Consider the following 13,793-nt stretch of genomic DNA (forward strand, 5'->3'; position numbering starts at 1 on the left):
GGCTCACACTGCGGATGTCACGACAACGCGCGACCGTTCACGGAGAGTTCCCGGAGTGTACGGAGAGTTGCGACCGCTAGGCCGACGTGGGCACCCAGTCGGGAAGCGGCTCCGTCCGCTCCAACCACTCGGCGGGCGGCGTCCCCGCCTTCCCCGAGGCGATCACACCGCCCACGATGGCGCAGGTCGTGTCGACGTCCCCGCCGGCCTGGGCCGTCGTCCAGAACGCCTGCTCGTAGTCGCCGAGGCTTCTCGCGGCCGACCAGAGGGCGAAGGGCACGGTGTCATGGGCGGTCGTGCGCCGTCCGCAGCCCAGCACGGCCGCGACCGTCGCCGCGTCGCCGTAGTCGAGCATGTCCCGAGCCCGGCGCAGCCCCGCGCCGACCGCGCTCTTCTGCGGCACCAGCTCGATGACCCCGTCGAGGAGGGCCCCGGCGCCGGGCGGGCCGCCCGGTGCGGCGGCGAACGCGGCGGCTGCGGCGACAGCCATGGCGCCGACGACGGCCTCGCGGTGCTGGTGGGTGGGATAGGCCGAGATCTCCGCCTGGTGGGTCGCCTGCTCCGGGTCGTCCGCGTACCAGGCACCCAGGGGCGCGATCCGCATCGCGGCGCCGTTGCCCCAGGACCCCTGTCCGTTGAAGAGCCCGGCGGCGAGTTCGCGCCAGTCGCCGCCCTCGCGGACGAGCCGCAGGAGGCGGTTGACCGCGGGACCGTAGCCCCGGTCGACATCGTGGTGCTCGGCGAGGGAACGGGCCAGGGCGTCCTGGTCGATGCGGTGGTGGGCGGCCAGGACGGCGACGACGGAACACGCCATTTCCGTGTCGTCGGTCCACTGCCACGGCCCGGACGGCACCTCGCGCCGCTTCAGCAGCGGGTAGTTCACCGGCACGAAGTACTGGGAGCCCAGGGAGTCCCCCACGGACAGTCCGCGCAGGGCTGCCAGGGCGCGGTCCAGGCGCGCGTCGAGGGAGGAGTCAGCGGTCATCGCCCTGCCACTCTATCCAGTGATCCCGTACGGCTCGGGATCTCGCCAGCGGTCGAACGGCCGGTCAAGCGTGTACTTGCCGTCGTCTCCCAGAACGAGCATCCGCACCTCGCCGTTCCCCGGGTTCGACAGCGACTCGAACTCCGCGACCGTCCAGTGGAACCACCGCATGCAGAACAGCCGCATGGCCAGGCCATGGGTCACGATCAGCACGTTCGGCGGGTGGTCGGGGTCCTCGAAGCTGCGGAACAGGCTCTCCAGGAACCCGCCGACCCGGTCGTAGACGTCGGCGCCGGACTCGCCCTGGGCGAATCGGTAGAAGAAGTGGCCGTACGCGTCGCGGTAGGCCTTCTGGAGGCGGACCTCGTCCCGGTCCTGCCAGTTGCCCCAGTCCTGCTCGCGCAGCCGGGGTTCCTCGCGGACGCGTATGAGTCCGGGGTCGAGGCGAAAGGCCCGCAGCGTCTCGTGCGTACGGCGGTACGGGGAGACGTAGACGCTGACGCGCTCGTCGCCGAACAGTTCGCGCAACCGGTCGCCGGTCGCCGCCGCCTGCCGCCGGCCGCGCTCGGTCAGCGCCAGGGCGTGGTCGGGTTCACGCTCGTACACGGAGTCATCAACATTGCCCGTTGACTCGCCGTGCCGGACAAGGACGATGCGCCGTGGTCGTGCCATGCCAAAACCCTAGATCGGGTGAGGGCCCATCGAGCACACGTACCGCGCCCTTGGAGCGTAGGTCACACAGATCCTGCAGCCACAGGCCACATTGACCGCGCACGCGTTCGAGTAGACATCATCTGGAATCACACCGTCCAGCTCGGCTCCATGTCCACGACGTCCCCGGTGAGCGCCGCCACGTCCGCCTCCGTCTGGGCCCTCAGGGCGAGCCGTTCCACTCGCTCGGTGCGGTACTTGCCGTGCTCCGCGGCCGAGCGCCACATCGACAGCACCAGGTACTCGTGCCCCGGCGCCTCGCCGAACAGCCCGCGCACCATCCCGGGCGAACCCGCCATGGCCGGGTTCCACACCTTCTCCTGCATCAGCACGAAGTGCTCGGCCCGCTCCTCGTGGACCCGGCACAGCGCCACCCGCAGCAGGTCGGCGTCCGTGAAGCGCGGTTCGAAGCCCGTCTTCACATCGAAGCGGTAGTCGAAGAGCCTGACCTGCGCGTCCTTGAAGGTGCCCGACTGGGCCGACGCGAGCCGGTCGTGGGACCGCGCCATGAACGAGTCGTAGAAGGCACGGCTCTCCCAGAACGCGAAGATGTGCGCCACGTCCGGCCGCCCCCGGCTCCAGCCACCCCCCTGCCCGCGAAACCCCGGCTCCCCCAGAAGCCCCGCCCACTTCCGCTGCCCCCGCTCGAAACCGCGGCGGTCCACCACGGTGCAGCGAATCCACTTGACCAGCACCGCGCCATGGTAAGGCCACGGAGCGTGGCGCCGGTCACTCTCGGCTGGACCGCTCCCCCACGCGCGCACCCGTGCGCGTGGCAGGATGGACAAACAGTCGTGAGTGCCCGGCAGTTGAGGCGAACGGGCGGGTCGGTACGGGGAAGGGGACGCTGGTGGACGGGCTCAACAAGGGACTTCGCAAGGTGGAGATCGCGGTGCGGTGGGATCCCAGTCCGGCGGGACAGCCGTCCACCGACCTGGACCTCGTCGCGGCGACCTATCCGGCCGTCGACCCGCACGGCGATCCCGCCTACGTGGTGCACTTCGACAGCCGCTCCCCCGACGGCACCATCTACCTCAACCGGGACAGCAAGGACGGCCAGGGCTTCGGCTACGACGAGGTCATGACGCTCGAACTCGACCGGCTCGACGGCCGGTACGCGCGCGTGGTGGTGGGAGTCGCCATCCAGCAGCGCCCGGCGGAACGCACCTTCGTCAGCGTGGTCAACCCCGGCCTGCGCATCCGCGAGGGATACGACGTCCTCGCCGAGGACGACTTCGGCGGCGTCCTGGGAGCGACGGCGGCGACGGTCGCGGAGTTCACCCGGGACGGCTCCGGCGCGTGGACCTTCCGGCCCGGCCTCCACGGCTTCGAAGGCGACCCGGTGTCCTTCGCCAGGACGATGGGCGCGGCACACCGCCCGTAGGCCACGCGCCGCCAACGACAAGAGGGGCACCGTCCCGTGGACCGTGCCCCTCTGTCATCTCCTCAGGCTCTCGGCATCAGCTGCAGCCGCTGGTCGAGCCGCAGCCCTCGCAGATGTAGCAGGAACCGGCGCGCTGCATCTTCGTACCGCAGGAGAAGCACAGCGGGGCGTCCGCCTGGATGCCCAGCTGCATCTCGACCAGTTCGGCACTGGTGTGAGCCTGCTGCGGGGCGGGCTTGGTCGCCTCGTCGTTCTTCGGCGCGGTGACGGCCTTCAGCTCCTGGGCCCGCGGGGCCGACTGGGCCAGGCCCTCCACGTCGACCTCGTCCTCGTTCGGCTCGTACGAGCCGGTCTCCAGGTGACGCTGGCGCTCCTCGGCGGAGTGGATGCCGAGCGCGGACCGCGTCTCGAAGGGCAGGAAGTCCAGCGCCAGGCGGCGGAAGATGTAGTCGACGATCGACTGCGCCATCCGCACGTCCGGGTCGTCCGTCATACCGGCCGGCTCGAAACGCATGTTCGTGAACTTCGAGACGTACGTCTCCAGGGGCACGCCGTACTGGAGGCCGACGGAGACCGCGATGGAGAAGGCGTCCATCATGCCCGCGAGGGTCGAGCCCTGCTTGGACATCTTCAGGAAGACCTCACCGAGACCGTCGTCCGGGTAGGAGTTGGCGGTCATGTAGCCCTCGGCACCGCCGACGGTGAAGGACGTGGTGATGCCGGGACGTCCCTTCGGGAGGCGCTTGCGGACCGGGCGGTACTCGACGACCTTCTCGACCTTGGTCTCGACGACGGCGGGCTCCTCGGCCTTCTTCTCCTCCTTCTTCTTGGCGGAGAGCGGCTGGCCGACCTTGCAGTTGTCGCGGTAGATCGCGAGGGCCTTGACGCCGAGCTTCCAGGCCTCGAAGTAGATCTCCTCGACCTCCTCGACGGTCGCCGTCTCCGGCATGTTGACCGTCTTGGAGATGGCGCCGGAGATCCAGGGCTGGATCGCGGCCATCATGCGGACGTGGCCCATCGGGGAGATGGCCCGCTCGCCCATGGCGCAGTCGAACACCTCGTAGTGCTCGGGCTTGAGACCAGGGGCGTCGATCACGTTGCCGTGCTCGGCGATGTGGGCGACGATCGCCTCGATCTGCTCCTCCTGGTAGCCCAGGCGGCGCAGGGCCTGCGGAACGGTGCCGTTGACGATCTGCATCGAGCCGCCGCCGACCAGCTTCTTGAACTTGACCAGCGCGAGGTCGGGCTCGACACCGGTGGTGTCGCAGGACATCGCGAGGCCGATGGTGCCGGTCGGGGCGAGCACGGACGCCTGGGAGTTACGGAAACCGTTCTTCTCACCGAGGCGCAGCACGTCTCCCCAGGCCTCGCTGGCGGCGGCCCACACCGGGGTGTCCAGGTCGTCCATGCGGACGGCCTTGTCGTTGGCGTCCGAGTGCTGCTTCATGACGCGCTTGTGGGCGTCGGCGTTGCGGGCGTAGCCGTCGTACGGGCCGACGACCGCGGCCAGCTCGGCGGAGCGGCGGTACGCCGTACCGGTCATCAGGGAGGTGATGGCGCCGGCGAGGGCGCGGCCGCCGTCGGAGTCGTAGGCGTGGCCGGTGGCCATCAGCAGGGCACCGAGGTTGGCGTAGCCGATGCCCAGCTGGCGGAACGCGCGCGTGTTCTCGCCGATCTTCTGCGTCGGGAAGTCCGCGAAGCAGATCGAGATGTCCATCGCGGTGATGACCAGCTCGACGACCTTCTGGAAGCGCTCGGCCTCGAAGGACTGGTTGCCCTTGCCGTCGTCCTTCAGGAACTTCATCAGGTTCAGCGAGGCCAGGTTGCAGGACGTGTTGTCCAGGTGCATGTACTCGCTGCACGGGTTCGACGCGGTGATCCGGCCGGACTCGGGGCAGGTGTGCCAGTTGTTGATCGTGTCGTCGTACTGGATGCCGGGGTCGGCGCAGGCCCAGGCGGCCTCGGCGATCTTGCGGAAGAGCGCCTTGGCGTCGACCTCCTCGATGACCTCGCCGGTCATCCGGCCGCGCAGCCCGAACTGGCCGCCTTGCTCGACCGCCTTCATGAACTCGTCGTTCACACGGACGGAGTTGTTGGCGTTCTGGTACTGGACGGACGCGATGTCGTCGCCGCCCAGGTCCATGTCGAAGCCCGCGTCGCGCAGGACGCGGATCTTCTCCTCTTCCTTGACCTTGGTCTCGATGAAGTCCTCGATGTCCGGGTGGTCCACGTCGAGGACGACCATCTTGGCGGCTCGGCGGGTGGCGCCACCGGACTTGATCGTTCCTGCGGAGGCGTCGGCTCCGCGCATGAAGGAGACCGGGCCGGAGGCGTTGCCACCGGAGGACAGCAGTTCCTTGGAGGAGCGGATCCGGGAGAGGTTCAGGCCGGCGCCGGAGCCGCCCTTGAAGATCATGCCCTCTTCCTTGTACCAGTCGAGGATCGACTCCATGGAGTCGTCGACGGACAGGATGAAGCAGGCGGAGACCTGCTGGGGCTGCTTGGTGCCGACGTTGAACCAGACAGGGCTGTTGAAGCTGAAGATCTGGTGCAGGAGGGCGTACGCCAGCTCGTGCTCGAAGATCTCGGCGTCGGCGGGCGAGGCGAAGTACTTGTGGTCCTCCCCGGCCTTCCGGTAGGTCTTCACGATGCGGTCGATCAGCTGCTTGAGGCTGGTCTCGCGCTGCGGGGTGCCCACGGCACCGCGGAAGTACTTGCTGGTGACGATGTTGACCGCGTTCACCGACCAGAAGTCGGGGAACTCGACGCCGCGCTGCTCGAAGTTGACCGAGCCGTCGCGCCAGTTGGTCATGACGACGTCACGGCTTTCCCAGGCCACCTCGTCGTAGGGGTGGACCCCCGGGGTGGTGTGGATGCGCTCGACACGCAGGCCCTTGCTCGCCTTGGTGCTCCTGGCGCGGGAACTCCGTGCCGGACCGCTCGCCGTCTCTGTCATGCCGCCTCCCTGTACGGGCGAAAACGCCCTGAAGTGCCCCGTTGTTCCCGTGGCACGGTGTTCTGTCTGGTGTTGCGGACACCCACTCACATCGCCCGCAACAGGTCTTCACATCGCCGCCGCCCGGCCGGGCCCGGAGCTGCCGCCCGGGTCCGGCCCGCCGGTCAGTCGGCGGCGCCTGCGGGCTCGGGGACCTGTGCCGTCCCTCCGGGCCCGCGGTCGTCTTCCTGGCTCCCCGCGGCCGTGTCCTCGCGGTCGCCGTCGTCCGCGTCGGGGCGTCCCGTCTCTTCTCTGAGCTCCGCGATGGCCGCCTCGAAGTCCTCGAGCGAGTCGAACGCCCGGTAGACGGAGGCGAAGCGCAGATAGGCGACGAGGTCGAGCTCCTGCAACGGGCCGAGTATGGCCAGCCCCACGTCGTGGGTGGTCAGCTCGGCGCTTCCGGTGGCCCGCACCGCTTCCTCGACCCGCTGCCCGAGCTGGGCGAGCGCGTCCTCGGTCACGGGCCGCCCCTGGCACGCCTTGCGCACCCCGTTGATGATCTTCGTACGGCTGAAGGGCTCGGTGACTCCGGACCGCTTCACCACCATGAGCGAGCACGTCTCCACGGTCGTGAAACGACGGGAGCAGTCAGGGCACTGGCGGCGCCTGCGGATCGACGTGCCGTCGTCGGTCGTACGACTGTCGACGACACGGCTGTCGGGGTGCCTGCAGAAGGGGCAGTGCATGAACTCCAACCCTCCTCACAGCAGACTCAATAGCCTCGCGGGCCTCTTGCGCCCCACGAAGCAGCCCCAAGCATAGGCGATGACCATGGGCACTCAGACCCGGGGGACCACAACTTCTGGGCTGCTGCCGCAATCCAACCACTAGATGTGGGGGATGGCTCATACATCCACGCAGTGCGCGCGTGTCGCGCGAGTAGACGCAGGTAGCGCGTGGCGGACGATGTCGCGTCACCCTCGCACGCCTTCCACGGCACCGCCGTTCACGGCCTCATCCGACTGCGGCCGCATCCCTTGATGCACAGCAGTATCGCTACGGCGCATGCGGAGATACCGTGGGCGCCGCGAGGAGGGGACGTGGGACTCCCGCACAGATGAGCGCTGACCCCGGGGCAGGGGAATGCCGGATGGCAGACTGGGGCAGCAGTCCACGAGGCGATCACCCCGGCGGTGAAGAGTACAGCAATGGGCCCTTTTGCCCGCCAGGTGACGCGGCCGCCAATACACCCGGACACATGATCGCGTCCGGTGATTCGCGTTTTTTCACTCGAACGTGTGTTTGGCGCAACCTTTCGAAAGCAACTACCGTTGGCTAGCAGGGAGACCATCGAGAGGGGCCGACGTGACCACCACCGCAGACAGTGCCGCCATCACTGCCCAGGACCGCTCCCAGGGCCGACTGGAGCCGGTGCATGCGATGAACGAAGCCACGAACCCTGAGGGGCACAAGCGCTCCCTGCCGGGCCGACCTCCCGGCATCCGGGCGGACAGTTCCGGGCTCACCGACCGCCAGCGCCGCGTGATCGAGGTCATCAGGGACTCCGTGCAGCGACGCGGCTACCCGCCGTCCATGCGGGAGATCGGCCAAGCCGTCGGCCTCTCCAGCACCTCTTCCGTGGCACACCAGCTGATGGCACTGGAGCGCAAGGGCTTCCTGCGCCGCGACCCGCACCGCCCGCGCGCGTACGAGGTGCGCGGTTCCGACCAGGCCGCCTCGGTGCAGCCCACGGACACCGCGGGCAAGCCGGCCGCGTCCTACGTCCCGCTGGTCGGCCGCATCGCCGCCGGTGGCCCGATCCTCGCCGAGGAATCCGTCGAGGACGTGTTCCCACTCCCCCGCCAGCTCGTCGGCGACGGTGAGCTGTTCGTCCTGAAGGTCGTGGGCGACTCCATGATCGAGGCCGCGATCTGCGACGGCGACTGGGTCACGGTGCGCCGCCAGCCGGTCGCCGAGAACGGCGACATCGTGGCCGCGATGCTCGACGGAGAGGCCACCGTCAAGCGCTTCAAGCGCGAGGACGGCCATGTCTGGCTCCTGCCGCACAACGCGGCGTACGAGCCGATCCCCGGCGACGACGCGACCATTCTCGGCAAGGTGGTGGCCGTACTGCGCCGCGTCTGACGCGCGACCTCCGACGCCGCGCGCCGCGTCGGGCGGGCCCAGTAGGCCCGCTCCCTGACCGGGCCCCGGAACCCCTGCGCCGGTTCCGGGGTCCTGCGCTGTCCGGACGGACCGGTGCCCCCGGATGCCCGCCTCGGGGTCGGTCAGTGGCTCGCCGCCACCGACCGACCCCGAGGTTCATCCGGCTTCCGCCTGCTTCGCCACCGCGTCGATCGCCGCCAGCGACTTCCGCACCTGGTTACGGTCCGTCGTGCACCAGAAGTCGGGCAGTGACGCCTTGAGATAACCGCCGTAACGGGCCGTCGCCAGACGCTGGTCCAGGACGGCGACCACACCGCGGTCCCCCGACGCCCGTACGAGGCGGCCGGCGCCCTGGGCCATCAGAAGCGCGGCATGGGTAGCGGCGACCGCCATGAAGCCGTTGCCGCCCGCCTCCTCCACGGCCTTCTGGCGAGCGCTCATAAGAGGGTCGTCCGGACGCGGGAACGGGATCTTGTCCATGACGACGAGCTGGCAACTGGGCCCGGGTACGTCCACGCCCTGCCACAGCGACAGCGTGCCGAAGAGGCAGGTCTTCGGGTCGGCCGCGAAGTTCTTGATCAGCTCGCCGAGCGTCTCCTCGCCCTGGAGGAGGATCGGGAACTCCGGGATGCGGGAACGCAACTCCTCGGCGGCGACCTGCGCCCCGCGCATGGAGGAGAACAGGCCCAGGGTGCGGCCGCCGGCCGCCTGGATCAGCTCCGTGAGCTCGTCGAGCATGTCCGCGCGGTCGCCGTCCCGCGCGGGACGCGCCAAGTGCTTGGCGACGTACAGGATGCCCTGCTTGCGGTAGTCGAAGGGCGAGCCGACGTCGATGCCCTTCCACTTCGGGAAGTCGTCCCCCTCGGTGCCCTCGGGAGCGAGGCCCAGGGAGGCGCCGACACCGTTGAAATCGCCGCCCAGCTTGAGCGTCGCGGACGTCAGGACCACGGAGCGGTCCGCGAAGAGCTTCTCCCGCAGCAGCCCCGAGACGGACATGGGAGCGACGCGCAGGGAGGCACCGAAGCGGTCGTGGCGCTCATACCAGACGACGTCCCATTCGGAACCGTTCGTGATCCGCTCCGCCACGTCGTGCACGTTCTCCACGGAGGCCAGGGCCTGTTTGCGGACCGCGTCCTCGTCCTGGACGGACTTGTCGCGGGTCGCGCCGATCGCGGAGATGACCGTGCGGCACGCGTCGCGCAACGCCATGAGCGCGTACGAGAGGTCCTCGGGGATCTCCTCCAGACGGCCCGGCAGCGCCAGCTCCATCAGCCGCTCGAAACCCTCGGCGGCGGTCTGGAGCTGGTCGGCGGCCTTCTCGTTGGCGAGTTTCGCGGCCCGGCGCACCGCACGGTTGACCTGGCCGGGAGTGAGCTCGCCGGTGGCGACTCCGGTGACCCGGGAGACGAGTTCATGGGCCTCGTCGACGATCAGCACCTCATGCTGCGGCAGGACCGGGGCACCCTCGATGGCGTCGATCGCGAGCAGCGCGTGGTTCGTGACCACGACCTCGGAGAGCTTGGCCCGCTCGCGGGCCATCTCGGCGAAGCACTCCGCGCCGTAGGCGCACTTCGAGGCCCCCAGGCACTCTCGCGACGACACCGACACCTGGGCCCAGGCCCGGTCCGAGATACCGGGCGTGAGGTCGTCACGGTCGCCGGTCTCGGTCTCGTCTGCCCAGTCGCGCACCCGCAGCAGGTCCTGGCCCAGCTTGCTGGTGGGCGCGGCAGCCTCGAACTGGTCGAAGAGGCCCTCCTCCTCGTCCTGCGGGACGCCCTCGTGCAGGCGGTGCAGACAGAGGTAGTTCGACCGGCCCTTGAGCATCGCGAATTCCGGGCGGCGGCGCAGCAGGGGGTGCAGCGACTCGACCGTTCTCGGCAGGTCGCGCTCCACCAGCTGGCGCTGCAGGGCCAGGGTCGCGGTCGCGACGACCACACGCTCCCCGTGCGCGAGCGCGGGCACCAGGTAGCCCAGCGACTTGCCGGTGCCGGTGCCGGCCTGGACCAGCAGGTGGGAGCCGTCGTCGATCGCCTCCGCGACGGCTTCGGCCATGGCCACCTGGCCGGGGCGCTCCGTACCGCCGACGGCAGTGACGGCAGCATGCAGGAGTTCGGGGAGTGAGGGCTTCGTCATAGCGCGACCACCCTACGACCCGGCACTGACAAACGGGTGATCAAGGCGGGGACGGGGGACGGGATCAAGACCGTGGGCTCCTCGGCGAGGGTAGGGGCGGGCGGACGGACAGGTGGCGTGGCCAGTGGTTCGCGTGGGTTGTGGGTAGGGCGGTTTCGGGTGGGGTTCCGGGTGGGATGAGGACCGGTTCCGCATGGATGCGCCGCGCCGGTGGGTCGGTGAGCAGCCCGAGAAATCCGGAGAAGAAGTCGTGCGGCTGGTGGGAACTGCCGCGGCTCCGCCTGCGTTCGATGAGTGATGGCGGGGTGACACAGCGCTACAGAAGGTGCCGGAGGGACCGGTCTCGGACCATGAGGGCGGCCCGCTTGGCGGGCAGGTCGACCTCGGCGGAGAACCGGAAGCCGGCGGTCAGGAAGGCAGCGATGGAGGGGGTGTTGCGAATGTCGGGTTCCGCGATGACGCGTGCGCAGGAGGGGCGCCGCACCAGAACCAGATCCGCTACGGCCCTGAGCAGCAGACCACCGAGACCGCGCCCCCGGTCGGCGACCGCGCCGACCAGGAGGTGGACTCCCGTGTCGTGAGGCCGGGCGGGATAGTGACGGGCCAGCGGGTCCAGATCCGCCCGGTAGATCTCCCAATAGCTCATGGGCGTTCCGTCCAGCACACCGATGCACGGCACGCTGCGCCCGTCGCCGGCGAGCTGGGCCCGCAGATGGACCTCGGTCACGTCCTGCGGTCCGGACAACTCCCAGAACGCCGCGGTGGCCGGGTCGTTCATCCAGCGGCTGATGAGCGGCAGGTCGCGTTCGACGCGCACGGGGACGAGGTGGAAGACGCCCGCGGGTGTGTCGGTCGGGCCCCAGTCGGCGACGTGGTCGAGGAGGTCGTCGTGGTGTGGGAGGGCCGGGCGGGCGGATGGGTCGCGGTGCGCGGTGCCGGCGGAGGGCTGTGCGGTGTCCTCCTGGTCCCACCTCCGTGCTCCCTGGCCGTCCGGCTCCTCACGCGCGATGAGGGCGACGAGTTCGTCGGGGAGCCGCAGATCCATGGTGTCCTCGCCGTGCCCGCCCGTGCCGGGACCGGTGCCGGTGCTGTGCCGGACCGTGCCGGTGTCCGCAGCGGGACCGGCTCCGCGTGCGGCTCCCGAATCCGCCTCGGTTCCGCCGCGGGAGTCGACGTCCGCGCCCACGCCTGAGCCGGCACCGCACTGCGTGCCGGGCTGGGATGCCGGCGCCCCTGGCCCGGGAGCACCGGTCCTCCGGTGTCCGTCGCACTCGGCGGCGGGCGCGCAGCCGGTGGCGGCCGTACCACGGTCAGCCGCGTCGGTAGCGGCATCGGCATCGGCATCGGCATCGGCACCGCTACTGATACCGCTACAGGTACCGGTAGCGGCGGTCGGATCGGCGGGAAGCACCAAACGCTCCTCTCAGAAAGGGGGTAGGGCACGTCCTCAGCGAGGAAGGAGGTCGGTTGTGATCAGGGACGGTCAGGGTGATCAGGAGTGCAGGGGGCTGGCGATGGTGACGTAGACGGACTGGGTGTCGACCGGGCCGATGAGTTCGTCCAGGCCGTGCAGCCGGGTCAGGAGGTTGGCCTTGCAGCGCAGGACGGGTGAGTCGAGCAACAGGGCGGGCAGCGAGGTGCGCAGCCGGGCCGGGCCGGAGGCGACGTGTCCGAGGAAACGGCGGAAGGCGGCGAGCAGCAGCCGCTCGTCGGCCAGTTGCTGGGATCCGAAGGCGCCGATGAGGCCGAACACGTTGTTGATGGCCAGGTAGTACGCGAGGCGCTCGTCGACGACCTCGTCGCAGACGAACGTGTCGCTCTGCTCGCCGACGCCGGGCAGCCGGGCGTCGAGGTCCGCACGCCGGGACTCCCGGAAGTAGTAGCCCTGGTTGTCGCGGTAGCGGCCGCCCGTGGGCCAGCCCTCGGCGTCCAGCAGGAGCAGCGTGTTCTGCTGGTGGGCCTCCAGGGCGATGCCGGCCTCGCCGTCCAGCCACAGGACCGGGCGCACGACGTGTTCGAGGTAGCGCAGGAACCACTCGGCGGCCACGGCTCCGCGGGGGCGGCCGGTCCTGCGGGCGAGGCCGGTGACGACCTCGGCCAGGCGGGACGACAGAGGGGGGACCGGGGGGACCGGGTTCCCTGCCTCCGGCCGGTCGGCGACCGCTCCTGACCGGCTCGGTTCTGATCGGATCGTCCCCGACCGGGTCGCCCCCGGCTGGGTCGTCTCCGGCTGGGTCGTCTCCGACCGGATCGCGGAGCACGGGCGAGGCGAGACGAGTCCGGCGACGCAGGAGACGTCGTCCGCGGGGCTGAACGGATTGTGGCGGATCACCACGTCCAGCCCGGGCAACGGGGCGCCGTCGGGGCCGTCGACAGCAAGCCAGGCCGGGTCGCGCACGATGTCGAAGTCCGGATGCACGGCCCGCCACTGCTGCGCGAGGCCGCCGCGGAGCAGGCGATGGACCTCGACACCGCGGTGGAGTTCCTTGCGGAGATTCTCGCGGCGGGAGTTGGTGATGCGCAGGCCCAGCGACAGTTTGAGCATCGCGGGGGCACCGGAGCGGTAGACGGTGCGTACGGAGGAGGTGGGGTGCCAGGGAGTGCCGTGGGGGCCGAGGTCGCGGAGCAGTCCGCTGTCCAGCAGGGCGGCTGTCTCGGGACGGTGCCGGACGTCGTGCGCCTGCCAGGGGTGCAGGGGCAGTAGGACGTAGCCGTCCGGCAGCGGCAGTCCGGTCCCGGCCAGGCGTGCGGTGAGCCGGGGTGCGGCGACAGGGCGGCCGCGTTCGGTCCAGGAGGAGTCGGTGGCGAGGACGGAGGGGGCGACAGCCATCCAGTGCAGAGGGAAGAGACCGCGCGTTTCGGGTGAGTACCGCCGGGCTTCGTTCTCGGAGAGTCCTTCGCGGCTCTTCGGAGCAGGGTGCAGGGGGTGTCCGAGGACGAGTGCCTGTTCGGCGGCAAGGAAGAGGTCGGGTGCGTCGGCCGGGTGTTCCCGGCGGTCGCGGACGAACGTGGCGACGCGGCGGAGTGAGTCGGCGACATTGGCGACGAGGTCGATGACCTCGTCGGCGTCGGCGTCGGCCAGGAGACTGGTCGCGAGGGCGCCGCTGGGGGCGGAAGCGCAGGCAGCCGCCGTCCTCGCCCTGGACGAAGTGAGCGCCTCCCTGCCGAGCAGGGCGGCGACCGTGACGGCGTCGGCCGGCGGGGCGTGGTCGGGAGCGTCGGCCAGACGCGGAAGGCCGAAGCGGTGCCAGCCCGTCGGGGACCAGTAGCGGACCGGAGCGAGGAGGGCGGTGCCGCTGGCGGGAAGGGGGATGCGGAGGACGCCGTCGGAGGGGGCGGGCGGGCCGGTCTCGCGGACCCAGCAGCGCAGCAGGTTCTCCATGGCTGCCGCCTGGCCTGCGATGTTCGGGTCGGGGTGGTCCAGGAGGTCGGGGGTGGGGCCGGCGCCCATGCCTCCGGTGGGAGGCGCCGTGGGCCTC

General features: G+C 70.3%; 10 protein-coding genes. 2 read left to right on the forward strand and 8 right to left on the reverse strand.

Annotated elements, in window-relative coordinates:
- Positions 1-76: 76 nt before the first annotated feature.
- From ABZ386_RS15265 to ABZ386_RS15275, 3 genes are all read right to left on the reverse strand, one after another.
- On the reverse strand, positions 77-985 hold the full coding sequence (locus ABZ386_RS15265; protein ID WP_358964880.1) for an ADP-ribosylglycohydrolase family protein: 909 nt from the start codon (positions 983-985) through the stop codon (positions 77-79).
- Positions 986-997: 12 nt separating this feature from the next.
- Positions 998-1,657, reverse strand: coding sequence for a histidine phosphatase family protein (locus ABZ386_RS15270; RefSeq protein WP_351347808.1), 660 nt, complete (start codon positions 1,655-1,657; stop codon positions 998-1,000).
- A gap of 128 nt (positions 1,658-1,785) precedes the next feature.
- Entirely contained in the window at positions 1,786-2,391 is a 606-nt protein-coding gene (locus tag ABZ386_RS15275; protein ID WP_114255709.1) for a YdbC family protein, read from the reverse strand.
- Between the two features lie 155 nt (positions 2,392-2,546).
- Between ABZ386_RS15275 and ABZ386_RS15280 the strand changes: the two genes are divergently transcribed.
- On the forward strand, positions 2,547-3,080 hold the full coding sequence (locus ABZ386_RS15280) for a TerD family protein (RefSeq protein WP_358964881.1): 534 nt from the start codon (positions 2,547-2,549) through the stop codon (positions 3,078-3,080).
- Between the two features lie 76 nt (positions 3,081-3,156).
- On the opposite strand, the gene ABZ386_RS15285 is transcribed toward ABZ386_RS15280, so the two are convergent.
- A complete protein-coding gene (locus ABZ386_RS15285; RefSeq protein ID WP_114255707.1) occupies positions 3,157-6,036 on the reverse strand; it encodes a vitamin B12-dependent ribonucleotide reductase in 2,880 nt (959 codons plus the stop codon).
- A 164-nt stretch (positions 6,037-6,200) separates the two neighbouring features.
- Positions 6,201-6,761: a transcriptional regulator NrdR gene (gene nrdR / locus ABZ386_RS15290; RefSeq protein ID WP_351347813.1), complete on the reverse strand. Its 561-nt coding sequence runs from the start codon at positions 6,759-6,761 to the stop codon at positions 6,201-6,203.
- 619 nt (positions 6,762-7,380) lie between these two features.
- Here nrdR and lexA point away from each other — a divergent pair.
- Entirely contained in the window at positions 7,381-8,160 is a 780-nt protein-coding gene (lexA, locus tag ABZ386_RS15295) for a transcriptional repressor LexA (RefSeq protein ID WP_030845416.1), read from the forward strand.
- Positions 8,161-8,337: 177 nt separating this feature from the next.
- On the opposite strand, the gene ABZ386_RS15300 is transcribed toward lexA, so the two are convergent.
- From ABZ386_RS15300 to ABZ386_RS15310, 3 genes are all read right to left on the reverse strand, one after another.
- A complete protein-coding gene (locus tag ABZ386_RS15300; protein WP_358964882.1) occupies positions 8,338-10,314 on the reverse strand; it encodes an ATP-dependent DNA helicase in 1,977 nt (658 codons plus the stop codon).
- Positions 10,315-10,630: 316 nt separating this feature from the next.
- Complete coding sequence (locus ABZ386_RS15305; protein WP_358964908.1) at positions 10,631-11,359, reverse strand: GNAT family N-acetyltransferase; 729 nt, start codon at positions 11,357-11,359, stop codon at positions 10,631-10,633.
- A 447-nt stretch (positions 11,360-11,806) separates the two neighbouring features.
- A complete protein-coding gene (locus tag ABZ386_RS15310; RefSeq protein WP_358964883.1) occupies positions 11,807-13,765 on the reverse strand; it encodes an IucA/IucC family protein in 1,959 nt (652 codons plus the stop codon).
- Positions 13,766-13,793 lie beyond the last annotated feature (28 nt).

It is taken from the genome of Streptomyces sp. NPDC006140, assembly GCF_040628815.1.
Taxonomy (GTDB): Bacteria; Actinomycetota; Actinomycetes; order Streptomycetales; family Streptomycetaceae; genus Streptomyces.

What these genes read in the sequence shown, in the direction of transcription:
- ABZ386_RS15265 (WP_358964880.1), bottom strand. Translation starts at nt 985, where the DNA reads ATGACCGCTGACTCCTCCCTCGACGCGCGCCTGGACCGCGCCCTGGCA.
- ABZ386_RS15270 (WP_351347808.1), bottom strand. Translation starts at nt 1,657, where the DNA reads ATGGCACGACCACGGCGCATCGTCCTTGTCCGGCACGGCGAGTCAACG.
- ABZ386_RS15285 (WP_114255707.1), bottom strand. Translation starts at nt 6,036, where the DNA reads ATGACAGAGACGGCGAGCGGTCCGGCACGGAGTTCCCGCGCCAGGAGC.
- nrdR (WP_351347813.1), bottom strand. Translation starts at nt 6,761, where the DNA reads ATGCACTGCCCCTTCTGCAGGCACCCCGACAGCCGTGTCGTCGACAGT.
- ABZ386_RS15300 (WP_358964882.1), bottom strand. Translation starts at nt 10,314, where the DNA reads ATGACGAAGCCCTCACTCCCCGAACTCCTGCATGCTGCCGTCACTGCC.
- ABZ386_RS15305 (WP_358964908.1), bottom strand. Translation starts at nt 11,359, where the DNA reads ATGGATCTGCGGCTCCCCGACGAACTCGTCGCCCTCATCGCGCGTGAG.
- ABZ386_RS15310 (WP_358964883.1), bottom strand. Translation starts at nt 13,765, where the DNA reads ATGGGCGCCGGCCCCACCCCCGACCTCCTGGACCACCCCGACCCGAAC.